This is a genomic window from Bradyrhizobium sp. UNPA324 (assembly GCF_006658635.1).
Lineage (GTDB): Bacteria > Pseudomonadota > Alphaproteobacteria > Rhizobiales > Xanthobacteraceae > Bradyrhizobium > Bradyrhizobium nanningense.
Window position 1 is genome coordinate 1,188,151 of record NZ_LFJD01000004.1, and the last position, 23,355, is coordinate 1,211,505.

Here is a 23,355-nt window from a genome sequence, read left to right on the forward strand (position 1 = left end):
CGACAATCCGTGTGGCACTGGGTCCCGGCTCTGCACAGCAACGCTTACGCGTTGCTGCTTGTCCGGGACATGAGAGCGGAAAACACGCGCCCCACTCTTGTTCACTTCAGAAAACCAAGCCCTTCGCGCGCGGTGTCCGCGGCCCATTTGTCGCTCGGCGGCAGCGCGAGCACGCGGCTGAAATCCGCGCGCGCATGCTTTGGATCTGACATCATCATGTAGAGGAGGCCGCGATTGGCCAGGGCGAGCTGGCTTTTGGGATCGAGCCGGATCGCCTCGTTGTAGTCGGCGAGTGCACGATCGTGCCGTCCCAGGTCTCGGAACACACCCGCACGACTGTGGTAGGCCTCCAAATTCGCCGGCTTTAGTCGAATAGCTTCGTCTAAATCTGCAAGGGCACGTTTGTCGTCGCCCTTCCTGTGCAGGACCACGGCGCGAACGACATAGGCTCTCTCGAAAGACGGCATGATCCTGATGACATCATCCAGTTCGCGGATGGTGCGGTCGGAATCGTCTTTTTTCAGGAACACCATGGCCCGGCAATAGTGGCCGCCGGCATTTCCGGGCTCCAGACGGACGGCGCTATCGCAGTCATCCAGCGCCGCATCGAGGTCACCCTTGTTGAGACGAATGGTGCTCCGCAGCTCGTAGGGCCAGGCTGCGGCTGGATTGCGCTGCATCGCCTCGCCGTAATCGGCGACGGCTCGATCGGCGTCGCCCTTCGCCGCGTACGCCTCTCCTCTCATGACCAACGCACGGTAAGCCTGCTTGGGGCTGCGTTCGATCGACTCGGTGAAGCCCGCGATCGCGAGATCGAAATCACGCTTGTTGAAATATTCCTCGGCGCGCGAGGTGTAGGACGGTCCGTAAGCAGGATCGAGACGAATGGCCTCGTTGTAGTCGGCCATGGCGTGATCGCGATCGCCCTTGGCAGAATATGCGCGCCCGCGGCAGTGATAGGCCCGCCCGAAATTCGGATCGATCCTGATCGCCGTACTGCAATCCTCGAAGGCACGGTTCCAGTCATGCTTGAGATACCAGGCTTCCCCACGCAGCTCGTAAGCGACCGCATTTGCCGGGTCGACCGCAAGGATTTCGGTCTTCTCCGCAATGACGCGGTCGTTCGACGCCTCGTCAGCGCGGGCCACGACCGTGACGGCGATGGTGACGGAGCAAAGCAGGCCGAACGCCCGGCCGACGGAAGCGCAAATCATGTCTCACGAATCCCGCACCGAATCCCGCAGGTTGCGCGAGGCGCAACCGATCCGGACGCGCGCGGAATACGATCGACAGCGCCCGGCTACGACATAAGTCGCAGGCGGCGCGGCGCGGGTTCGAGAGAGGCGAGAGGCTTACGCTGCGGTCGCCGGCGGCAGGGCCAGCACCGAATAGATCGCCTGGGCGTCGCGCGAGGCGCGGAGTTTTTTGGCGATGTCCTGGTCGCGCAGGAGGCGGGCGATGCGAGCAAGGGCCTTGAGGTGGTCGGCGCCGGCGCCTTCGGGGGCGAGCAGCAGGAAGACGAGATCGACCGGCTGGCCGTCCATCGCCTCGAAATCGATCGGGCGATCAAGCCGTGCAAACAGGCCAAAAATCTTTTCGAGCTTGGGCAGCTTGCCGTGCGGAATAGCAACGCCGTAGCCGACCGCGGTGGTGCCGAGCTTCTCGCGCTGCAGCAGCACCTCGAACACGGAGCGCTCGTTCTGCCCGGTCAGCTCGGCGGCCCTGGCCGCGAGCTCCTGCAAGGCCTGCTTCTTGCTGTTGACCTTCAATGCCGGGAGAATCGCCTCGGGTGCGACCAGATCGGTAATCGGCATGGAGGCTTTCCGAGGTGAATTAAACCGTCAGGTTCCGATTTGGCCAGCTTGATAGACCAAGCTGAGCCGGCGTCAATAACTTGAAGCAGGAGGCGGACTTAGCCCCGATCCTGATGTGGGGGGCTTCTACTCCAACGCAATCCCGGTGCCAACTCCCGCGTGCGGCTTTGCCCCGGTCATTGTTAAGGCCCGGGATTGTACGGACCTTGCCTTGGCCTAACCCTCAGCCTTGCCGTCGGCCTTGCTATTCGATTTGGCCCCCGGTGGATCGATCCAGCCGACGTTGCCGTCCGCCCGGCGGTAAATGATATTCACCCGACCCGACGAGCCATGCTGGAATACCAGGCAAGGTGCTCCGCTGAGGTCGAGTTCCATGACCGCCTCGCTAACCGAGAGCGGCTTCAACGAGGTGGTTTGCTCCGCGATGATCACGGGGCTGTAGCCGGTGACATCCTCTTCGCCCTCTCCGGGCGCCTCCAGCACGTAAGCCGTCGCATCGAGCGCAGCCATGGCCTCGGAGGCGACATGAGCCTTGCGGGCGGAGCGGTCCTTGAGCCGGTTCTTGTAGCGGCGCAGCCGCTTCTCGATCATCAGCAGCGCCTGGTCGGCGCTGGCATAGGCATCAGGCGCGTTCGAATCGGCCTCCAGCGTGATCCCCGAATCGAGGTGCAGGGCGCAATCGGTACGGAAGCCGAAGCCGTCCTTGCTGAGCGTGATGTGGCCGGAATAATTGCCGTCGAAATACTTGCGCAGCACCTCGTCGGTGCGGTCGGCAACGCGGCCGCGCAGGGCCTCCCCGACGCTGATGCTCTTGCCCGAAATCCGAAGAGTCATGGATGCCTCGCTTGGTTTGCTCCTCAGCTGCGACGACGTCATCGCAGCTGAAGTCGTTCCCTTCGCATGACCTCCCCACGAACACTTTCCGCGTTTGTCGGGAGAGGAAACCGCTGTGCACTTTTCCGGATCATGCGCGTGCTTGGATCGGTTGCAAAGGGGAGCCGAGAGTAGCGCGATTTCGCGCCAGCGCAATCAGGCCGGTTCGGGGTTGCGCGAGCGATCGGACAAGGCGGTGGAGAGGACGTTACCAAGGGCGCTCTGCTTGTCGCGGCGGCGTTGCACCGAGGAAGGAATGCGCATGGCTTCGCGGTACTTCGCGACCGTGCGGCGGGCAATATCAATGCCCGAGGCGCGCAAGCGTTCCACGATGGTGTCGTCCGACAGGATCGCGCTAGGCACTTCCGAATCGATCAGCTGCTTGATGTGGTGGCGCACGGCTTCGGCGGAATGCGCCTCGCCGCCGTCGGCCGAGGCGATCGAGGCCGTGAAGAAATATTTCAGCTCGAACGTGCCGCGATTGGTCGCCATGTATTTGTTGGCGGTGACGCGCGACACCGTGGATTCATGCATCTGGATGGCGTCGGCGACGGCCTTCAGATTGAGCGGTCGCAAATGCGCCACGCCGTGGGTGAAGAAGCCGTCCTGCTGGCGCACGATCTCGGTTGCAACTTTCAGGATGGTGCGGGCGCGCTGGTCGAGCGCGCGCACCAGCCAGGTCGCGTTCTGCAACGCGTCGGTGAAATAGGACTTGTCGCCGTCCTTGCCGATCTTCTTCGACAGCTCGGAATAGTAGGTCTGGTTGACCAGCACGCGCGGCAAGGTGTCGCTGTTGAGTTCGACATGCCAGCCGCCGTCGGGACCCGGGCGGACATAGACGTCGGGCACCATGGCCTGCAGACGCGCCGAGCCGAATTTCATGCCGGGCTTGGGATTGAGGCGGCGGATCTCACCGATCATGTCGGCGATGTCCTCATCGTCGACGCCGCAGATCTTGCGCAGGGCCACGACGTCGCGCTTGGCGAGGAGATCGAGATGTTCGACGAGAGCCTGCATCGCGGGGTCGTAGCGGTCGAGCTCGCGGAGCTGGATCGCGAGGCATTCGCTTAAGGAGCGCGCGCAGATGCCGGGGGGATCGAATTTTTGCAGCACGGCGAGGACGCCCTCGACGTCGGCTTGCGATGCGCCAAGACGCTCGGCGGCCTGGCCGAGATCGGGCGGCAGATAGCCGGCCTCGTCGACGAGGTCGATCAGGTACTGGCCGATCATGCGCTGCGCAGGCGCGGTGAAGGCTACCGAGAGCTGCTCGGCGAGATGGTCCGAGAGTGTCATCTCCGCGGCCACGAAGGCTTCGAGATTGTAGTCCTCGTCGCTGGAGGCGCCGCCGCCCCATTCGGTGTAGGTGGTGGGCGCGGCGTCCTGGGCGTTGCGCGCAGCTGCCTCGGCCGGCTCCTCGGAGAAGACGTTGTCGAGGCCCGTGTCCAGGGTCTGCTCGATCTCGGCGCGGGTGCCGAGATCCTAGCTCATCCATTCTTCCTGGCCCGGCTCGAAGGCCTCCGCGCTGCCGCCAAAGCCATCGTCGCCTTGACCTTCTCCTTGGCCGCCGGACTCGTCGCCACCGTACTGGCCGGCATCAGGGGGGGTCTCGCCCGCGGGGGCCTCGTCATTGGCCCGTTCCAGCAGGGGGTTCCGCTCGAGCTCCTCTTCCACGAACGTCGTGAGATCGAGATTGGACAATTGCAGCAGCTTGATCGCCTGCATCAGCTGCGGCGTCATCACCAGCGACTGCGATTGCCGGAACTCTAATCTCTGCGTGAGCGCCATGAAGCAAGAACCGTTCCCAAAAATTGGTCCGATTTTTGCTTATCCTAGTCCAAGCCCGATGTACATGTCTTGACGAAACGCAAAAACGGGCTAGAGGCGGAATTCCTCGCCAAGGTAAAGGCGGCGCACGTCCGGATCGGCGACGATCTGATCCGGGCTGCCCTCAGTCAGGATTTCCCCGGCATAGACGATATAGGCGCGATCGGTGAGGCCGAGCGTCTCGCGCACATTGTGGTCGGTGATGAGCACGCCGATGCCGCGATTGGTGAGGTGGCGGACGAGGTCCTGGATGTCGCCGACCGCGATCGGGTCGATGCCGGCGAAGGGCTCGTCGAGCAGCATGTAGTTCGGCCGCGTCGCCAGCGCACGCGCGATCTCGACGCGGCGGCGCTCACCGCCGGACAACGCGATCGACGGCGATTTGCGCAGCCGCGTGATGTTGAACTCGTCGAGCAGCGAGTCGAGCTGCTGCTCGCGCTTCTTGCGCGAGGGCTCGACCACTTCGAGCACGGCACGGATGTTCTGCTCGACGGTGAGGCCGCGGAAGATCGAGGCTTCCTGCGGCAGATAGCCGATGCCGAGCCGCGCGCGCTGATACATCGGCAGCTGAGTGACGTCGTGGCCGTCGAGCTCGATCGCACCGCGATCGGCCTTGATCAGGCCGGTGATCATGTAGAACACGGTGGTCTTGCCGGCGCCGTTCGGGCCGAGCAGGCCGACCGCTTCGCCGCGGCGCACATAGATGCTGACGCCACGCACCACCTGGCGGCTGCCGAAGGCCTTTTCCACGCTATGCACAGCCAGGAAACCCGGCCGCTGCAGGAGCTGAGGCCCGCCCGTGCCATTCGATTTGGCGGCGTTCCTGAGGGGATGAACGGCCTGCACACGCGGCGGCTCGGCTTGATAGTCGGCTTGATAGTCGCCCTGATACTGATCGGGCGCACGCACCTGGTCGCGGGCGATCGGCGGTGCGTCGCGGATCGGGCTGGTCACGAGCCCGCCGACACTGTCACCGAGCGCGGTGATGTCCTGACGCGCAAATCCTGGCCGGCCGCGCTTGGCGGGGCGCCGACGGAACATGCTGAAGAGATCGACCATCCCCGCCTTCTAGCCTTTCGCGACGATCCTGCGCGCATTCGCGCGATCTGCCGCACCGGCCGTTCGATTCGCCGATGCAGCATGAGTGAAGGGATGTCTCATGCCCAGTGAAACACGCCCGAAAAGCGGCGGACCCCGCTTCGAAAGCCCTGTGCGCTAGATACAGTCTCGCCGGCCAAGCTTCAACCTCGGTTCGGGAGCATCCGAACCAAGCCGTTGAATTTATTTCGGTTTACTTGCGCCGGGCAATTGCAGAGGCGGCGCTCCGCCGGGCTTGCCGCCTTGTCCCCCCTGGCCGCAATCGCTGCCGCCGCCCTGCGGCAGCAGGGCCTGAACCCGGCCATTGTCGGATTCCACCCGCGACACGCCTGTCGTCATGTCGACCATCAAACGGTCGCCGCGCAGCACGTTCTTGCACTGCGTCAGGACCACTTGGCCGGAACCACCGAGCATGGTGATGAGATTGGTCTTGGTGTCGAACACGGCGGTGTCGCCGGTCACCACCTGGTCCTTCTGGGTGACCACGACGTTGCCGCGCGCCTCCAGCCGCTTGATCGAGGAGCTGCCGCCGGGACCGGGCGTGGCCGACTGCATCGGCGCGGACTTCGCGCCCTTTGCGGGCGCGGGCTGCGGCGTGGCGGGCTTGTCGCCGCCGGACTCGTAGAACACCACCAGCGTCTTCGAGGTCATGGTGGTGTCGCCCTGGATGACCTTGACGTTGCCGGCAAAGGTCGCCTCCTTCTTCTTGTCGCGCATCTCGAGCGAGGCGGCCTCGATCTGGATCGGCTGGTCGCGGTTCTGCGAAAAGCCCTGCATCGCGTTGGGCACGCCCTGCATCGCGCTCTGCGCGATGGCCGCACCTGTGGCGACCAGCGCGATGCCGACTGCAAGTGCAGCCACGCTGACGATGGCGCACCGCTTGTCGTCGTTGCGCGAAAAGATCCTGGTCATGAAAATCATCTTGAGTTGGCAGACTTGTTCTGAGGCGTACGTGTCTTCGCCGGCGGTGGCGGCGCAGGTGCAGGCTCGACCGCCGCAGGCTGTGCGGCGGCGGGCTCGTCCAGCTTATCCAGATGCATCACCACGTTGCCTTCGAAGCGAATGACGTCGCCGCCTTCTGTAATTCGCAAGCGATCCGCGGTCAGCGTGCCGTTGGTCAGCTTGACGTCGACACGCTCGTCCGAGGAGACCGTGCCCTTGTTCATGTCGACGAAGGCCGAGTTCAGCCGCGCCTCATAGCCGGTGGAGGTGCGCAGGAAGATATCCTTGTGCAGGTCTAGCTGCTGCTGCTTGTTGTCGAAGCGGCCGGTGCGGGCATCGAGGTACAGGGTGGATTGATCCTCCATCAGCACTTTCGCGCGCAGGTCGTTGAGATCGACATGGTCAGGGTCGGTGATGTCCTGCGTCGCGGTCTTGGCCCAGAGCTCGTAGGGCCGCTGGTCCGGGGTGAAGCCGGCCAGATGCGGCGATTCCATCGTGATCTTGGTGCCCGACACCACCATGTTTTCGACCGTGAGCGGCAGCTCCGGAATCCGGAATTTGTTGAAGAACGCGATGTAGATGATCACGGCCATGGCCACGACCACGGTCGCGGGGACCCAAACCCGCAGAATCCGCACCAGACGGCTGTGGCGCGCCGCACTGGCAAACTTCGCCGCAAGCGCGGCGTCGTAGGTGGGATTATGGGCCGAATTCACCTGAGCTCCTGAGGTGTCGCTCGCCAAGCCGGGTCGAGGGCGCCCCATTGTACCCATCACCGCCGCAATATGCAGCCTTGGACATAAGCCTTGGACATAACAGGCCTGGACAGGCCGCAGGAAAGTGTCCGAAACGGGGCGCAGTCCAGAGTCTAACCGGCTGTCGAGGGCTCAGGAATGCGCGAAAATGTCCTCTTCCGCCCAGCCCTGGAGGTCGAGCAGGGCACGGGTCGGCAGGAAGTCGAAACAGGCCTTGGCGAGCGCTGAGCGACCCTCCCGGACCAGCATGGCATCTAACCGTTCGCGCAAGCCATGCAGGTGCAGCACGTCCGAGGCGGCGTAGGCGAGCTGCGGCTCGGTCAGGCTGTCGGAGCCCCAGTCGCTGGACTGCTGCTGCTTGGAGAGGTCGACATTGAGCACCTCGCGCACGAGGTCCTTCAGGCCATGGCGGTCGGTATAGGTGCGGGTCAGACGGGAGGCGATCTTGGTGCAGTAGATCGGCCCGGTCATGACGCCAAAGGTCTGGTACAGCACCGCGACGTCGAACCGCGCGAAGTGGAAGATTTTTGTGATGGCGGGATTGGCCAGCAGCGCCTTCAGGTTCGGCGCGTCGGTGTGCCCCTTGGGGATCTGCACTACGTCGGCGCTGCCGTCGCCGGGCGAGAGCTGCACCACGCAGAGCCGGTCACGGTGCGGGTTCAGCCCCATGGTCTCGGTGTCGATCGCCACCGCTGTGGTGTAGCGCGTGAGGTCGGGCAGGTCGCCGCGGTGCAGGCGTACGGTCATGGCGTTTCAAAACCTCGGGTCGAATCGGTTGCGTCGGCACAATAGCTAATTCGGATTGCCGGCGATGTAGCCATTGCTGGCGGGCCGCGCAAGCAAGGTTGCGCGGGGGTGGGCGGCGCGTTGGCCGGCGGGCTGTTGCCCTAATCCCACAACCCGGCCCCGGCTTCATATTCCAGCGCAATCTGTGCCATGCGCCCTGTGGACATCGCCCCGGCCGCCCCCATCTGCCAGTTTTGCGCGCTTCCTCCCCCTCGCCATCAATCAGGTGAACATGACCGAACAGACGCTCGCTGCGGCTATTGACGATTCATCGGAACGCCGGCGCGGCTTTTCGCGCTACCAGGCGCTTCTCATCGCGCTGCTCGCGTTCACGCAGTTCACGATCATCCTCGACTTCATCATCATGTCGCCGCTCGGCGCCATCCTGATGCCCGCGCTCGACATCACGGCCGGGCAATTCGGCGTCGCGGTGTCGGCCTACGCGTTCAGTGCGGGCATTTCGGGCGTGCTGGCCGCCGGCTTTGCCGATCGCTTCGACCGCAAGCGCCTGCTGCTGTTCTTCTATGTGGGCTTCACGCTCGGCACCGCGCTGTGCGCGGCTGCGCCGAACTACCATGTGCTGCTCATGGGCCGGACCGTGACCGGATTGTTCGGCGGCGTGATCGGCTCGGTGGTGCTCGCCATCGTCACCGATCTGTTCCCGCTGCAGATGCGCGGCCGCGTGATGGGATACATCCAGACGGCGTTCGCCGCGAGCCAGGTGCTCGGCATTCCCGCCGGGCTGTTTCTCGCCAATCACTGGAGCTGGCATGTCTGCTTCATCGCGATCGTCATCGTGTCGATCGCCGCGATCGCCATCATCGCCTTCGCCATGGAGCCGGTCGATGCGCATCTGAAGCTGAAGCAGGACAGAAACCCGTTCCACCATCTGATCGCGACGATCGCGCAGCCACGCTATACGCTGGCCTTCGCAGTCACGACGCTGCTGGCGACAGGCGGATACATGCTGATGCCGTTCTCGAGCGCCTTCACGGTGCACAATCTCGGCATCGACATCACGCATCTGCCGACGATCTATCTCGTCTCCGGCCTGTTCAGCATCGTCACGGGGCCGCTGGTCGGCCGCGCGGCCGACGCGTTCGGCAAATATCCGACCTTCGTGTTCGGCTGCGTGATGACCGTGATCATGGTGCTGATCTACACCCATCTCGGCCACGTTGCGCTCGCGACCGCGATCCTCGTCAACGTGCTGATGTTCGTCGGCATCTTCTCGCGCATGATCCCGTCGCAGGCGCTGATGTCGGCGATTCCCGATCCCGACCAGCGCGGCTCGTTCAGCGCGATCAGCGCCTCGCTTCAGCAACTCTCCGGCGGCCTCGGCTCGGTGCTCGCCGGCGCGATTATCGCGCAGGCGCCGGACGGCTCGCTGATCCATTTCGACCGGATCGGCTACGTCGTGGTCGCCACGACGATCGTCACGCTGGTGATGATGTATTTTGTACAGAAGGCGGTGGCGGAGCGGGCGGGGAAGCGGGTGGTGTGAGGGGGGCCTTGGCGGGGCAATTTGGCGTACCAGGGGACCGTTGCGACGGCGACGTAGGGACCGCCGCCCCTGACCAGCTTCAGCGAGAAGCAGCCCTGCTCGGGGACCAGATCCCGCTAAATGGTGCCCAGGAAAGGACTCGAACCTTCACGGCCGTTAAGCCACTGGCACCTGAAGCCAGCGCGTCTACCAATTCCACCACCTGGGCATGCCGTTTGGGGCACGGAGGCGGTTACTACGGTTCGGTGACGCCGTTGTCAATTCATGCTTGAAGGGCGGTTCGGGATGCCGATTGCGCATCGCAAACCGGCCCGATACAAGCCTGACAAGACGCACTCTTTTCCGCAGGAATGGCTCCCATGGCATCGAATCTGGACACGCTCGTCACGATTTTCGGCGGATCGGGATTTTTGGGCCGTAATGTCGTCCGTGCCTTGTGCAAGCGCGATTACCGGGTCCGGGTTGCGGTGCGGCGGCCGGAGCTGGCCGGGTACCTCCAGCCCTCCGGCAGGGTCGGGCAGGTCCACGTTGTCCAGGCGAACCTGCGCTATCCGGCCTCGGTCGAGGCGGCGCTGCGCGATTCGCATGTCGTGATCAATCTGGTCGGCGTCCTCGCCGAGAGCGGCGCGCAGACCTTCGACGCCGTGCAGGCCAGGGGCGCCGAAACGGTCGCCAAGGCCGCTGCCGCGGCAGGGGCCGGCCTGGTGCATGTTTCGGCGATCGGGGCCGACGCCGAGTCTCCCTCGCGCTATGCCAGGGCCAAGGCGGCCGGCGAAGCCGCGGTATTGGCCGCGGTGCCCTCGGCCACGATCTTCCGCCCTTCCGTGATGTTCGGCCCCGAGGACCAGTTCACCAACCGCTTTGCCGCGCTGGCCCGGATGTCGCCGGTGCTGCCGCTGATCGGCGGCGAGACGAAGATGCAGCCGGTCTATGTCGGCGACGTCGCCACCGCGATCGCGGACGCCGTCGACGGCAAGGCCAAGGCGGGCGCGACTTACGAGCTCGGCGGGCCGGAAGTGCTGACCATGCGCGAGATCATCGAGACCATTCTCGATATCACCGACCGCAAGCGGATGCTGGTGCCGCTGCCGTTCGGCCTCGCCCGCTTCAAGGCCAGCTTCCTGCAATTCGCACCCGGCGCGTTCAAGCTGACGCCGGACCAGGTCACGCTGCTGGAGCGCGACAATGTCGTGTCGGACGCGGCGAAAGCCGCCGGCCTGACGCTGGAAGGGCTCGGCATCGCCGCCGACTCGCTGGAAGCGATCGCCCCGCAATATCTCTGGCGCTTCCGCGCCGCCGGGCAGTTCCAGCGCAAGAGCGCGTGAGGGGTCGTTCTCTCCGTCGTCATGGCCGGGCCTGACCCGGCCATCCACGTCTTTCTCGCGCAGCCGCCAAGAACGTGGATGCCCGGCACAAGGCCGGGCATGACGAGCTTCAACGTCGAGACTGCTGTTACCTGAACTTCGAGCCTACCGGCCCAGCGCCAGCGCGATCAGGCCGAGCGTGCCGACGATAACGCGCCACCAGGCGAACACCACGAAGCCGTGCCGGGTGACGTATTCCAGGAACGTCTTGACCACGATGATCGCGGTGACGAACGACACCACGAAACCAATCGCGACGATGCCCATATGGTCCGTCGTCATCTCGGAGCGGTTCTTGTAGAAGTCGTAGGCGAACGCGCCGATCATGGTGGGGATGGCGAGGAAGAACGAGAACTCCGCCGCCGCGCGCTTGTCGGCGCCCAAGAACATCGCGGCGACGATACTGGCACCGGAACGCGACACGCCCGGGATCATCGCCACGCACTGCGCGATGCCGATATAGAGATACATCAGCAGCGGAAACCGGGTGGCGTCATGCTCGCGCGGCTTGAGATCGAGCTTGTCGACCCAGAGCAGGATGGCGCCGCCGACGATCAGCGTGAAGCAGACGACCCACGGATTGAACAGCACGCTCTTGATGTATTTGCCGGCGACGAGGCCGACGACGACAGCGGGCAGGAACGCCACCAGCACGCCGATCACGAAGCGGCGCGAATAGGTATCGCCGGTGAAGAAGCCGATCACGACGTCCCACAGCTTCTTGAAATAAAGGCCGACGATCGCGAGGATCGCGCCCAGCTGAATCAGAACCGTAAACGAATCCCAGAAGGCGCCTTCACCGAGATGGAAGAAGCGCTCCGCGAGCAGCAAATGGCCGGTCGAGGACACGGGAAGGAACTCGGTCACACCCTCGATGATGCCGAGGATCACTGCCCGTATTGCGTCTGACATATTTACGGTCCATTTCGGCTTGAAAAGCGGGGCTCTTCTCGCCTATTCGCCCCCATGCCGCAATCGCAAAATGCGAAATCACGCCCTTGCCTCGCGGTTTTGAAGGACTAGTGTGGCGCCGCACAAACATTGATGGATTCTTAAGCACCATCAAATAGTCAAAGGCTTCATGTTTACGCTGTTTCATCATCCGTTCTGTCCGCATTCGCGCTTCATCCGCCTGATCGCGGGCGAATACGGGCTCGACCTGAAACTGGTGGAGGAGCGCAGCTGGGAACGGCGCGAGGCGTTTCTGCTGCTCAATGCGGCCGGTACGACGCCTGTCATGGTGGACGACGAGCAGCCGCCTGTCCCGGGCGCGGCGATCATCGCCGAATATGTCGATGAGGCCTATGGCGCCGAGATGGGACCCAAGCGCCTGATGCCGGAGACGATTTCCGAGCGCGTCGAGGTGCGCCGGTTGATGGCCTGGTTCAACGAAAAGTTCTTCGAGGAGGTCTCGCATCCTCTCGTCACCGAGCGCATCTACAAGCGCTTCATGAGCGAGGAGAACGGCGGGGGTGCGCCTTCCGCCGACGTGATGCGCGCCGCGAAGGCCAATGTGCGCTATCATCTGGCCTATATCGGCTGGCTGGCGCAGACGCGTAATTTCCTCGCCGGCGACCGGCTCACTTACGCGGACCTCGCCGCCGCGGCGCATCTCTCGGCGATCGACTATCTGGGCGACGTGCCATGGAGCGAGGACGACGCAGCAAAGGCGTGGTACGCGCGGGTGAAGTCCCGCCCGTCGTTCCGTCCGCTGCTGAGCGAATGGCTGGCCGGCGTGCCGGCGTCGCGGACCTACGTGGACCTGGATTTCTGAGCTCTGATCCGACCGAACTGAAGACGGCGCTCGCACGCGAAGCGCGTGCGCTCGGCTTCGACTGCATCGGCATCACCGCACCAGGCACGATCGAGAACGCCGGGAGATACTTTCTCGAATTCATCGCCTCGGGCGGTCATGGCGACATGGACTGGCTCGCCGCGCAGCCGGAGCGTCGCGTCGATCCGCGCGGGCTGTGGAGCGACGTGCGCAGCGTCATCATGCTCGGCGTCAATTACGGTCCCGACCAGGATCCGCTCGCGGTCCTGAAGCAGCGCACCCGCGCGGCGATCTCGGTCTATGCGCAGGGCGACGACTATCACGACCTCATCAAGAAGCGGCTGAAGGCGCTGGCGCGCTGGCTGGTCGCGACCGCGCCGTCGGACGTGAAGGTGTTCGTCGACACTGCGGCCGTGATGGAGAAGCCGCTGGCGCAGACCGCCGGTCTCGGCTGGCAGGGCAAGCATACCAATCTCGTCTCGCGCGAATTCGGCTCCTGGCTGTTCCTCGGCGCGATCTATACCACGCTGGAGCTGCCGCGCGACGAAACCGAGATCGATCATTGCGGCACGTGCCAGGCCTGCCTCGACATCTGCCCGACCGCGGCCTTCCCCGCACCCTACAAGCTCGATGCGCGGCGCTGCATCTCCTATCTCACCATCGAGAACAAGGGACCGATCCCGCGCGAATTCCGCAAAGCCATCGGCAATCGCATCTATGGCTGCGATGATTGTCTCGCCGCCTGCCCCTGGAACAAGTTCGCGCAGGAGGGACGCGAGGCCAAGCTCGCCGCGCGTGACGAATTGCGCGCGCCTAATGTCGCTGAACTGGCACGGCTCGACGACGCGGCGTTTCGGGCGCTGTTCACGAAGTCGCCCGTGAAACGCATCGGCCGCGATCGTTTTGTGCGCAACGTGCTGATCGCGATTGGCAACTCCGGGGAGGTGGCGCTGGCTGCGGAGGCGCGGCGATTGCTGCAGGATGCGAGCCCGCTGGTGCGCGGAGCTGCGGTGTGGGCGCTCGCGCAGTTGATGTCGAAGGAGGAGCTTGCGGCGATGAAGAGCGCTGCGTTGAGCGGAGAGTCCGACGATAGCGTGCGTGAGGAGTGGCGCGCCGCCTCCTAACTCTCGGTGTCATGCCCCGGCTTGACCGGGGCATCCTGTACGCCGCGGCTTCTCGGCTCAATCACTGCCGTCTCGGAGTACTGGATCGCCCGATCAAGTCGGGCGATGACAGCGGTTGTTGTGGCTTGAGCGGCGCGCACCCGACCCTCATGCGACACCCACACTTGATTTCCTCACCTGTTCCCGCAAAGTCGCGCGCATGACAAATATGCCTTTCTTCACCCGCGACAGCGATGCATTCCATCCGACGGAAGTGGCCAACGGCCCGTGGGATCCGAAATCGCTGCACGGCCGCGTCATCGTCGGCCTGCTCGGCTTTGCCATCGAGGAGCGCCATTCCGGCCCCGACTTCGTGCCGGCGCGGCTCACCGTCGACATGTTTCGGCTGCCGACCATCGACAAGCCGATTCAAGTGACGACGCGCCTCGTGCGCGACGGTTTGCGCATCCGCGTGGTCGAGGCGGAGTTCGTCTCCGGCGGCGTCAGCATGGCGCGCGCCTCCTGCCAGCTGCTGCGCAAGACGCAGAATCCCGATGGCAATGTCTGGTCGCCGCCGAACTGGGACGTGCCCAAGCCGGACGACATTCCGAAGCCAACCGATCCCAGGCTCGGCATGCACGGCAAATGGACGACGCGCCCCATCGTCGGACACATGGGCTCGCTCGGGCCGCGACGGCTGTGGATGAGCGAGGTGCGCGAGCTCGTCGCCGGCGTGCCGATGACGCCGTTCGTCCATGTCGCCACCGGCGCCGATTTCGCCAGCCCCTTTGCCAACGCCGGCGACAACGGGCTCGGCTACATCAACAGCGACGTCACGATCTATCTACACCGCCTTCCGGTGACGAAATGGATCGGTTTCGAGGTGGTGAACCATCACGCTACCGATGGCGTGGCGATCGGCGAATGCTGGCTCTACGACGAAGCGGGCCCGATCGGCACCGCGACGGTCGCCGCGCTGGCGCAGCGCAAGCCGATGGCGAATCCGTCGAAGCGGTAGGGTCTCCCCGTCATTCCGGGGCGCGCCACTTGGCGCGCGCCCTGGAATGACGGCTAGGTGAGATGCCGCTGCATCTCCGGTCGCGCCTTCAGCTCGGCGCCCTGCTTGGCGACGATCTTCGTGATTCTTTCCGGCGCGAACTTCAGATCGACGAATGCCGGCGCCGTGTTGGCGACCTCGCGATAGCTGACGATCTGCCCCTCGCGAAGCGTCATGATCGCGACGCCTTCGAACATCGCCCGCGCGCCGTCCGCTTCCGGTAGCGTCGAGCGATAGCTGAAGGTGTAGCGCGCATAGAGCGTGGTGCCGTCGGTGACGGCGTCATGCATGTCCCAGCGGAAGTCCGTCGCCGTGCGATAGAACCAATCGTCGATCATCGCGGCGATGTTCTCGCGACCTGCGAAGGCGCCGTAGAAAACGTCGTGATAGACGCCGTCCGCGGTGAACAATTCGGCGAAGGCACGGCCGTTGCGCTGCTCGATGGCGTCGCAGAAGGCGCGCAGCATGGCGGTGGTGTCTGTCATTGGCGTTTCTCCTTCCCTCGTTCTCCGTCATGCCCCGGCTTGACCGGGGCATCCAGTACGCCGCGGCTTCAGTTCATCACAACGGCCGCGGCGTACTGGATCGTCCGCCTTCGCGGACGATGACACCGCCTGTTTGGAGATACTTCACCCGATCTCCGCGACCGCGGCAAGAATCCGCGCAATGTCCTGTGGGCGGGAGAGGCGGTGATCGCCGTCCTGGATCATGGTCAGCACAACGTCGTCGGCCGGCAGACGATGCGTCAGCGCGAAGGCGTGCTGCCAGGGCACGTCGGGATCCTGCGCGCCTTGCAGGATGCGAACCGGGCAGCCAAGATCGATGGCGCTGCCGAGCACGAGATGGTTGCGCCCTTCCTCGATCAGGTTCCGCGTGATCGGATAGGGCGAGCCATCGCCATAATCCGACGGCCGCATCCAGACACCCTTGGTCTCGATCTCCTGCTTCACGGCGGGCGAGAAATTTTTCCACATCAGCTCTTCGGTAAAATCGGGCGCCGGGGCGATCAGCACGAGCCCCGCAAGCGCGGCCTTGGCTTGTTGTTTCTCTTCTTGTTTCTCTTCTTTCTCTTGCCGCTTCTTGATCTCGCGCGCGAGCAACAGCGCCATCCAGCCGCCCATGGACGAGCCGATCAGAACCTGCGGGCCGTCGCAGAAGCGTTCGAATACCGCAATGCTGTCTTCGAGCCAGCTGCCGATGGTTCCGTCGGCGAAATCGCCGCCGGATTCGCCGTGACCGGAATAGTCGAACCGGACCATGGCGCGGCCGTGATCCCGGGCCCAGCCGTCCAGCGCCACGGCCTTGCCGCCCTGCATGTCCGACTTGAATCCGCCCAGCCAAACCAGGCCAGGTCCGTTCCCGGGACGGTGGCGCACCGCGATCCTGCGTGCGGACGCCCCCTCGCCCACATCGATGAAGTCGAGCACGGCATCGGGAATTGCATCGGTCATGGAACGTTTACTCTGGCTGTGCGGTTTGAGCTGTCCGGGGTGCCTCCTGCGACGCAATCGGACGCGGCATTGGCCCTTTGGGACGCTTGCGGAACAGATGCAAGGTGTCTATGTCGAGCACCGTGCCCAGGCGTGACCAAAATGCCTCGCATTTGAGGGTTTTTCACTTGCCGCACGAGCGACTTGCTTGCCGGCAACCGCATCTTCCTTCAAGATAGCCGCTTCTTTCACAACTTTGGAGAACCACCCATTCGCCGTCCTAATAAAGCTCCGCCCGCTGCCAGCAAAGACGGGCCGCGCATCAATGATGATATCCGCAACGCGCAGATCCAGCTGATCGATCAGACCGGTGACAATAAGGGCACGGTCGAGACGGTCTTGGCCATCAAGATGGCCCAGGAAGCTGGCATGGATCTGGTCGAGATTTCGCCGAATGTCAGCCCTCCCGTCTGCAAGATCATGGACTACGGGAAGTACAAGTATTCGGCACAGAAGAAAGCCGCCGAAGCCCGCAAGCGGCAGAAGACCGTCGAGATCAAGGAGATCAAGCTCCGCCCGATGATCGACGACCACGATTACGACGTGAAGATGCGCGCGATGCAGCGGTTCTTCGAAGAGGGCGACAAGGTCAAGATCACGCTGCGCTATCGTGGCCGCGAAATGGCGCACCAGGAGATCGGCACCAAGCTTCTGGACAAGATCAAGACCGACGTGGCCGAGCTCGCCAAGGTGGAGCAGGACGCGCGCTTCGAAGGCCGCCAGGTCGTCATGGTGCTGGCGCCGCGCTGATAGCGGCTCGTTAGGACATTAAGAAGTTCAACGGCCCGTCCGGATCTCCGGCGGGCCGTTTTGTTTGTTGACTTTGCCAAGAGTGCTGCCACGAGCGCCGCTGCACCTCTCCCCAACCCTCCCGGCAAGCGGGGGAGGGAGCGCACCGGCCGCTTGGCGACAGCTAGCTCCGCGTCGCTTGCCAGGTGCCGCTGCAGGGGTCGCCGGAAATGATGCCCTTCCACGAGCCGGCGCCGTTTACGCCGGCGAGCCGGCCGCCGCCGCTGGCATGGGAGGCGCCGACCGAGACCTGGACCGCGACAGCGCCGCCGCTATTGACCCTGCCGGAGACCCGGCCCCCGCCGGCGGACGAGACCCGGCTACCGGTGACGGTGAACGGCACGCTGTAGCCGGAACTGCAATTGCCCCGTGTGGTGGCGAAGGTGACATTCCAGATGCCGTCATAGCTGCCGACGCGGGCATCGGCCGTCGATGGCAGCGCGGCCGTGGCGAGCACGGCGAATAGCGCCAGATGGCGCAGGCGAGCGAAACCGGTCAAAGACGAAAGCGATTGGGAAAAACGAGCCATTTTGGTCCTGCTCCAGGCGACAGACTTGGACGTGAACTTGGACATGAGAGGTGCAATTCCGGATAGTCGCGGACCGAGTTCCATCGGTTCATCGTTGCCAATTGGCTTGTCCTCTGCCATAAGCCCAGCCTTCATCGCCCGGCTGATTAAGGGCTGCCGTGGCGGTGTTCGTGCGGGTTTCGCGCTTGTTCGCAAAACCTGAGCACAATCAACGCTCTAACGAGCATTTTGACGGCCAGCCGCCTTCGCGGGCGGATCTCTGTGGCCATTAGGAGAGCCAAATGCCCAAGCTGAAGACCAAATCGGGCGCTAAAAAGCGCTTCAAGGTGACTGCCACCGGCAAAGTGATGCACGCCCAGCGCGGCAAGCGTCACGGCATGATCAAGCGGACGAAGAAGCAGATCCGTCAGCTCCGCGGCACTCGCGTGCTGTTCAAGACCGACGGCGACAACGTCAAGAAGTACTTCTTGCCGAACGCCTGATCGCGTCCACGATCACTGCCAGCCGTGCCGCGTCTTGCGCGGCAATCCGATAACCAAAGTCATCTCTGAAGGATTTCGTCATGTCTCGCGTCAAACGCGGTGTGACCGCCCACGCCAAGCACAAGAAAGTCTACAAGGCCGCCAAGGGCTTCTACGGCCGCCGCAAGAACACCATCCGCGCCGCCAAGCCGGCGGTCGAGAAGGCGATGCAATATGCCTTCCGCGACCGCAAGCGTAAGAAGCGGACGTTCCGCGCGCTCTGGATCCAGCGCATCAACGCTGCCGTCCGTCCGTTCGGCCTGACCTACAGCCGATTTATCGACGGCATGGCCAAGTCCGGGATCACCGTGGACCGCAAGGTGCTGTCGGATCTCGCGATCAGCGAGCCCGCCGCGTTCCAGGCGATCGCCGAGAAGGCCAAAGCGGCTCTGGCGGCCTGACGGTTGCGCTAGCGGGTCTTCTGGCCCGCAGCCTTCTCCGCGCGCTGCGAGTAGCGCTGGGCGACCTCCGCCCGGCAGAATGCCGCGAACGACAGATACATGGTGCCGGACTTGTTTCGGTACTTCTGGTCACAAACGCGCATCTCGCGTTTGTAAGCCTGCTGCTGCGCGAGATTGAGGCCAGGCATGAAGTCCGCCTCGCATTTCTTTTCAACGGCGGCGCCAAGCTGGACATCGCCGCTCGCGGTCAATTGGCAGTCCTGAAACACCTTCATCGCGGCTTCGCAGCTCTTCTGCTTGTTGATGGTATCGACGACCTCATCCAGCGTCATGGATGTCTCCATACAGACCATGGCGCGTGCAGGGGTGCCGGCAATGAACAAAATAACAGCCAGGACAACCAGGCAGGATTTCGAAAGCATCGCAAAAGTCTCCTCACATTCCCCTTGGTGCAGGGCCGATGCGCGAGGTTCAATCCCAACCGGGTGGGAGCCCGAAACCACCGGCTTTTCGCTTGACGTTACGCCCTTCGGGCGGCGACAACCCAGCCGAATTTTGGCAGCAAGGATTTGACTGTGTCCGACCTCGCAACGCTCGAAACCTCCATCCTCGACCAGATCGCCGCCGCCGGCGACGAAGCCGCGCTCGAAGCGGTGCGCGTCGCAGCCCTCGGCAAGAAGGGCTCGATCTCGGCGCTGCTCGCCACGCTTGGCAAGATGTCGCCGGACGAGCGCAAGACGCAAGGCGCCGCGATCAACCAGGCCAAGGACAAGGTCACCGCGGCGCTCGCCGCACGGCGCGACGTCCTGAAATCGGCGGCGCTCGACGCGCGGCTGGCATCCGAGACCGTCGACGTCACGCTGCCGCTGCGCGAGGCTCAGGCCGAGGCCGGCCGCATCCATCCGCTGAGCCAGGTCTGGGACGAGCTGACCACGATCTTCGCCGACATGGGATTCTCGGTCGCTGAAGGCCCGGACATCGAGACCGACGATTACAACTTCACCAGGCTGAACTTCCCGGAAGGTCATCCCGCGCGCGAGATGCACGACACGTTCTTCTTCCATCCGAAAGAGGACGGCTCGCGCATGCTGCTTCGTACCCACACCTCGCCGGTGCAGGTGCGCACTATGCTGAGCCAGAAGCCGCCGATCCGCGTGATCTGCCCGGGCCGCACCTATCGCATCGATTCCGACGCGACCCACACGCCGCAATTCCACCAGGTCGAAGGCCTCGTCATCGACAAGACCTCGCATCTCGGCCATCTCAAATGGATCCTGCATGAGTTCTGCAAGGCGTTCTTCGAGGTCGACCACATCAACATGCGCTTCCGGCCCTCGTTCTTCCCGTTCACCGAACCGTCGCTGGAAGTCGATATCCAGTGCCGCCGCGACAAGGGCGAGATCCGCTTCGGCGAGGGCGAGGACTGGCTCGAGATTCTCGGCTGCGGCATGGTGCATCCGAACGTGCTGCGCGCCTGCGGCATCGATCCCGACGAGTACCAGGGTTTTGCCTGGGGCATGGGCATCGACCGCATCGCCATGCTGAAATACGGCATCGCCGATCTGCGCCAGCTGTTCGACAGCGACATCCGCTGGCTGTCCCATTACGGCTTCAAGCCGCTGGAAGTGCCAACGCTTGCCGGAGGGCTGAGCTCGTGATGGCTGTGATTAGCCATACGAAGACTCTCTCCGTTCCCTTTGCGGAGACAACCCTCTCCCTTTCCCTCCCCCGCAAGCGGGGGAGGGAAAGGATGGTGCGCGCTCGTGGTGACGTTTGTCTCATGGGTACCTATTCTCCGTCCGCTCGACAGGTCGAGCTCCCTCCCCCGCTTGCGGGGGAGGGTTGGGGAGAGGGTTTCTCCGCAATGGGGCTGCCGATGGTCGATCCCAAGCACCCGGATTGGAAGGTACCGGCTAAACTGCGCGCCAATGCGCGCGCGCTCAGGCGCAACTCGACCGATGCGGAGCGTATCCTCTGGTCAGAGCTGCGCGCCGGCCGATTGAACGGCGCGCGCTTTCGCCGCCAAGTGCCGATTGATCACTACGTCGCCGACTTCATCTGCCACGCGGCCAAGCTCGTCATCGAGCTCGACGGCGGCCAACATTTCTCGGATGCAGGCGAACGGGCCGATGCGCGTCGCTCTGTTGCGATCGAAGCGAAGGGCTTCAAAGTTCTGCGCTTCAACAATCATGACGTGATGACAAACCGTTCCGGTGTTCTTGAAACAATAGTTACTGCCATTGCGGAGAGAACCCTCTCCCCAGCCCTCCCCCGCAAGCGGGGGAGGGAGCAGACCGTCTCCGTGGAGAAAAAACAGCCATGAAATTTACCCTCTCCTGGCTGAAGGATCATCTCGAGACCGACGAGCCGCTGGACAAGCTCGCCGATAAGCTCACCATGATCGGGCTCGAGGTCGAGAACATCGAGGACAAGGCGAAGGCGCTCAAGCCCTTCACCATCGCGAAGGTGATCTCGGCCGAGCAGCATCCGAATGCGGACCGGCTGCGTGTCTGCATGGTCGACACGGGTGACGGCGGCGCGCCGGTGCAGGTCGTGTGCGGCGCGCCGAATGCGCGCGCGGGTCTCGTCAGCGTGTTCTCGCCGCCCGGCACCTATATTCCCGGCAAGGACATCACGTTGGGTGTTGGCACCATTCGCGGCGTCGAGAGCCGCGGCATGCTGTGCTCGGCGGCGGAGCTGCAGATCTCCAACGACCATGACGGCATCATGGAATTGCCGGCGGATGCGCCAATCGGCGCCGGATACGCCGAATGGGCCGCGCTTGGCGATCCCGTGGTCGAGATCAATCTGACGCCGAACCGGCAGGATTGCACCGGCGTGCACGGCATCGCGCGCGACCTCGCCGCTGCCGACATGGGCAAGTTCAAGGACCCCACGATCAAGCCGATCAAGGGCGAATTCCCCTGTCCGGTGAAGGTCACGGTCGAGGACACCTCGCTCTGTCCGGGCTTCGCGCTTCGCCTCGTGCGCGGCGTCAAGAATGGCCCGTCGCCGGAATGGCTGCAGAAGCGGCTGAGCGCGATCGGGCTGCGCCCGATCAATGCGCTGGTCGACATCACCAACTTCATGACCTACGACCGCGCGCGTCCGCTGCACGTGTTCGACGCCAAGAAGGTGAAGGGCAATCTCGTCGTGCGCCGCGCGCGCGACCGCGAGACGCTGCTGGCGCTCGACGGCCGCACCTATGATCTCGATCCCGCGATTTGCGTGATCGCGGACGAGCACGGCGTCGAATCGCTGGCCGGCATCATGGGCGGCGAGGCCTCCGGCTGCGATGAGACCACCACCGACGTGCTGATCGAATCGGCGCTGTGGAACGAGATCAACATCGCGCAGACCGGCCGCAAACTCGGCATCAATTCCGATGCGCGCTACCGCTTCGAGCGCGGCGTCGATCCGGCCTTCATGGTGCCGGGGCTGGAGCTCGCGACCAAGCTGGTGATGGAGACGTGCGGCGGCACGCCGTCCGAGAACGTCGTCGTCGGCAAGTCCTTCGGCGACGACCGCGTGATCGATTTCCCTGTCACCGAGGTCAAGCGTCTGTCCGGCATCGAGGTGCCGCAGCCGGAGATGAAGCGCATCCTGACCCATCTCGGCTTCATGATGGCGGGCCCGGGACCGGTCGTGAAGGTGGCCGTGCCCTCGTGGCGCTCGGACGTCCACGGCAAGGCCGACATCGTCGAGGAGGTCGTCCGCATCTTCGGCGTCGACAAGGTGCCGATGACGCCGTTCGAGCGCGGCGAGGACGCGCGCAAACCGGTGCTGACGCCGCTGCAGCTGCGCACCCGCCGGGCCAAGCGCGCGCTCGCGAGCCGCGGCATGGTCGAGGCGGTGACCTGGTCCTTCATCACGAAGTCCGCGGCACAATTGTTCGGCGGCGGCCAGCGCGAGCTCGAAGTCGCCAACCCCATCGCGTCGGATCTCTCCGACATGCGCCCGACGCTGCTCGCGGGCCTGATCGCGGCAGCCCAGGCGAACGCCAATCGCGGCGTGGGCGATGTCGCGCTGTTCGAGGTCGGCCAGGTCTTCAGGGGCGATCGCCCGCAGGACCAGTTCATGGCCGCGAGCGGCGTTCGCCGCGGCTTTGCTTCGTCCGACGGTCTGGGGCGGCACTGGTCGGGCTCGGCGCAAGCCGACGTGTTCGACGCCAAGGCAGATGCGCTGGCTGTTCTGGCTGCGGCCGGCGCGCCGATGCAGGCACTGCAGATCGTCGCCGGTGGACCGTCTTGGCTGCATCCGGGCCGCTCCGGCACGATCCAGATCGGACCGCAGAACGCGCTCGGCACTTTCGGCGAGGTACATCCGCGCGCGCTCGAAGCACTCGGCGCCGACGGCCCGCTGCTTGTGTTCGAGGTGATCCTCGACCGCATCCCGGAGGCCAAGAAGAAGCCGACCCGCGCCAAGCCCGGAATCGAGCTGTCGGCGTTCCAGCCGGTGTCGCGCGACTTCGCCTTCATCGTCGATCGTGCCGTGAAGGCCGGCGACATCGTGCGTGCCGCGCAGGGGGTCGACAAGAAGCTGATCACCGGCGTCAACGTCTTCGACGTCTACGAGGGCAAGGGCATCGACGAGGGCAAGAAGTCGCTCGCGGTCGCGGTCACGCTCCAGCCGCGCGAGAAGACCCTGACCGATCAGGAGATCGAGGCCGTCGCGGCGAAGATCGTCGCCGAGGTCGCGAAGAAGACCGGCGGCACGTTGCGAGCATGATGC

At 64.2% G+C, this 23,355-nt stretch carries 23 protein-coding genes, 1 tRNA gene and 1 pseudogene; 11 read left to right on the forward strand and 14 right to left on the reverse strand.

Annotated elements, in window-relative coordinates; genetic code table 11:
• Positions 1-101 precede the first annotated feature (101 nt).
• The 8 genes and pseudogenes from UNPA324_RS05695 to UNPA324_RS05730 form a co-directional block, all read right to left on the reverse strand.
• Positions 102-1,214, reverse strand: a complete 1,113-nt coding sequence (locus tag UNPA324_RS05695; RefSeq protein ID WP_141933938.1) for a tetratricopeptide repeat protein — start codon at positions 1,212-1,214, stop codon at positions 102-104.
• 138 nt (positions 1,215-1,352) lie between these two features.
• Positions 1,353-1,814 carry a PTS IIA-like nitrogen regulatory protein PtsN gene (gene ptsN, locus UNPA324_RS05700; protein WP_014438750.1) on the reverse strand — a complete coding sequence of 154 codons (462 nt, stop codon included), beginning with the start codon at positions 1,812-1,814 and terminating at the stop codon, positions 1,353-1,355.
• Positions 1,815-2,030: 216 nt separating this feature from the next.
• Complete coding sequence (hpf, locus tag UNPA324_RS05705; RefSeq protein WP_128921168.1) at positions 2,031-2,648, reverse strand: ribosome hibernation-promoting factor, HPF/YfiA family; 618 nt, start codon at positions 2,646-2,648, stop codon at positions 2,031-2,033.
• A gap of 195 nt (positions 2,649-2,843) precedes the next feature.
• A pseudogene (gene rpoN, locus UNPA324_RS05710) lies at positions 2,844-4,472 on the reverse strand (RNA polymerase factor sigma-54).
• A 90-nt stretch (positions 4,473-4,562) separates the two neighbouring features.
• Positions 4,563-5,570, reverse strand: coding sequence for an LPS export ABC transporter ATP-binding protein (lptB, locus tag UNPA324_RS05715; protein WP_141933940.1), 1,008 nt, complete (start codon positions 5,568-5,570; stop codon positions 4,563-4,565).
• Between the two features lie 222 nt (positions 5,571-5,792).
• Entirely contained in the window at positions 5,793-6,530 is a 738-nt protein-coding gene (locus tag UNPA324_RS05720; protein WP_128921165.1) for an LptA/OstA family protein, read from the reverse strand.
• Positions 6,527-7,267: an LPS export ABC transporter periplasmic protein LptC gene (gene lptC, locus UNPA324_RS05725; protein ID WP_128921164.1), complete on the reverse strand. Its 741-nt coding sequence runs from the start codon at positions 7,265-7,267 to the stop codon at positions 6,527-6,529. Before lptC ends, UNPA324_RS05720 begins: the two co-directional genes overlap by 4 nt.
• Before the next feature lie 171 nt (positions 7,268-7,438).
• Entirely contained in the window at positions 7,439-8,053 is a 615-nt protein-coding gene (locus UNPA324_RS05730; protein ID WP_128921163.1) for a ribonuclease D, read from the reverse strand.
• A 271-nt stretch (positions 8,054-8,324) separates the two neighbouring features.
• On the opposite strand from UNPA324_RS05730, the gene UNPA324_RS05735 reads away from it, so the two are divergent.
• Complete coding sequence (locus tag UNPA324_RS05735) at positions 8,325-9,596, forward strand: MFS transporter (RefSeq protein WP_141933943.1); 1,272 nt, start codon at positions 8,325-8,327, stop codon at positions 9,594-9,596.
• Between the two features lie 121 nt (positions 9,597-9,717).
• Here the strand turns inward: UNPA324_RS05735 and UNPA324_RS05740 are convergent.
• Positions 9,718-9,804 (reverse strand) — tRNA-Leu (locus UNPA324_RS05740).
• Between the two features lie 151 nt (positions 9,805-9,955).
• On the opposite strand from UNPA324_RS05740, the gene UNPA324_RS05745 reads away from it, so the two are divergent.
• Entirely contained in the window at positions 9,956-10,921 is a 966-nt protein-coding gene (locus UNPA324_RS05745; RefSeq protein ID WP_141933945.1) for a complex I NDUFA9 subunit family protein, read from the forward strand.
• Between the two features lie 144 nt (positions 10,922-11,065).
• Here the strand turns inward: UNPA324_RS05745 and UNPA324_RS05750 are convergent, their stop codons facing one another.
• Positions 11,066-11,872 carry an undecaprenyl-diphosphate phosphatase gene (locus UNPA324_RS05750; protein WP_128921160.1) on the reverse strand — a complete coding sequence of 269 codons (807 nt, stop codon included), beginning with the start codon at positions 11,870-11,872 and terminating at the stop codon, positions 11,066-11,068.
• Between the two features lie 169 nt (positions 11,873-12,041).
• Here UNPA324_RS05750 and UNPA324_RS05755 point away from each other — a divergent pair, with 169 nt between their 5' ends.
• The 3 genes from UNPA324_RS05755 (at position 12,042) to UNPA324_RS05770 (ending at position 14,855) form a co-directional block, all read left to right on the forward strand.
• Positions 12,042-12,734: a glutathione S-transferase family protein gene (locus tag UNPA324_RS05755; RefSeq protein WP_128921159.1), complete on the forward strand. Its 693-nt coding sequence runs from the start codon at positions 12,042-12,044 to the stop codon at positions 12,732-12,734.
• Complete coding sequence (gene queG, locus UNPA324_RS05760) at positions 12,683-13,858, forward strand: tRNA epoxyqueuosine(34) reductase QueG (RefSeq protein WP_141933946.1); 1,176 nt, start codon at positions 12,683-12,685, stop codon at positions 13,856-13,858. The genes UNPA324_RS05755 and queG overlap by 52 nt, the downstream gene beginning before the upstream one ends.
• A gap of 199 nt (positions 13,859-14,057) precedes the next feature.
• A complete protein-coding gene (locus UNPA324_RS05770) occupies positions 14,058-14,855 on the forward strand; it encodes an acyl-CoA thioesterase domain-containing protein (RefSeq protein ID WP_141933950.1) in 798 nt (265 codons plus the stop codon).
• A gap of 53 nt (positions 14,856-14,908) precedes the next feature.
• Here the strand turns inward: UNPA324_RS05770 and UNPA324_RS05775 are convergent, their stop codons facing one another.
• Together UNPA324_RS05775 and UNPA324_RS05780 are read right to left on the reverse strand one after the other, a co-directional pair.
• A complete protein-coding gene (locus tag UNPA324_RS05775) occupies positions 14,909-15,379 on the reverse strand; it encodes a nuclear transport factor 2 family protein (protein WP_141933952.1) in 471 nt (156 codons plus the stop codon).
• Between the two features lie 144 nt (positions 15,380-15,523).
• On the reverse strand, positions 15,524-16,345 hold the full coding sequence (locus tag UNPA324_RS05780; RefSeq protein ID WP_141933954.1) for an alpha/beta hydrolase: 822 nt from the start codon (positions 16,343-16,345) through the stop codon (positions 15,524-15,526).
• Positions 16,346-16,594: 249 nt separating this feature from the next.
• Between UNPA324_RS05780 and infC the strand changes: the two genes are divergently transcribed.
• Positions 16,595-17,134, forward strand: a complete 540-nt coding sequence (infC, locus tag UNPA324_RS05785) for a translation initiation factor IF-3 (RefSeq protein ID WP_085969949.1) — start codon at positions 16,595-16,597, stop codon at positions 17,132-17,134.
• 163 nt (positions 17,135-17,297) lie between these two features.
• Here infC and UNPA324_RS05790 read toward each other — a convergent pair whose 3' ends face one another.
• Entirely contained in the window at positions 17,298-17,702 is a 405-nt protein-coding gene (locus UNPA324_RS05790) for a hypothetical protein (protein WP_128921153.1), read from the reverse strand.
• Between the two features lie 281 nt (positions 17,703-17,983).
• Here UNPA324_RS05790 and rpmI point away from each other — a divergent pair, with 281 nt between their 5' ends.
• Together rpmI and rplT are read left to right on the forward strand one after the other, a co-directional pair.
• Positions 17,984-18,184, forward strand: coding sequence for a 50S ribosomal protein L35 (gene rpmI, locus UNPA324_RS05795; protein WP_008539890.1), 201 nt, complete (start codon positions 17,984-17,986; stop codon positions 18,182-18,184).
• 80 nt (positions 18,185-18,264) lie between these two features.
• Positions 18,265-18,624: a 50S ribosomal protein L20 gene (gene rplT / locus UNPA324_RS05800; protein ID WP_028179126.1), complete on the forward strand. Its 360-nt coding sequence runs from the start codon at positions 18,265-18,267 to the stop codon at positions 18,622-18,624.
• An 8-nt stretch (positions 18,625-18,632) separates the two neighbouring features.
• Here the strand turns inward: rplT and UNPA324_RS05805 are convergent, their stop codons facing one another.
• Complete coding sequence (locus UNPA324_RS05805; RefSeq protein WP_128921152.1) at positions 18,633-19,046, reverse strand: hypothetical protein; 414 nt, start codon at positions 19,044-19,046, stop codon at positions 18,633-18,635.
• Between the two features lie 153 nt (positions 19,047-19,199).
• Between UNPA324_RS05805 and pheS the strand changes: the two genes are divergently transcribed.
• From pheS to pheT, 3 genes are all read left to right on the forward strand, one after another.
• Positions 19,200-20,282 carry a phenylalanine--tRNA ligase subunit alpha gene (pheS, locus tag UNPA324_RS05810; protein ID WP_128921151.1) on the forward strand — a complete coding sequence of 361 codons (1,083 nt, stop codon included), beginning with the start codon at positions 19,200-19,202 and terminating at the stop codon, positions 20,280-20,282.
• Positions 20,283-20,500: 218 nt separating this feature from the next.
• Positions 20,501-20,947, forward strand: coding sequence for an endonuclease domain-containing protein (locus UNPA324_RS05815; protein ID WP_141933956.1), 447 nt, complete (start codon positions 20,501-20,503; stop codon positions 20,945-20,947).
• The gene (gene pheT / locus UNPA324_RS05820; protein WP_141933958.1) at positions 20,944-23,352 is read left to right on the forward strand and encodes a phenylalanine--tRNA ligase subunit beta; all 2,409 of its coding nucleotides are present in this window, start codon (positions 20,944-20,946) and stop codon (positions 23,350-23,352) included. The genes UNPA324_RS05815 and pheT overlap by 4 nt, the downstream gene beginning before the upstream one ends.
• The last annotated feature ends 3 nt before the right edge of the window (positions 23,353-23,355 follow it).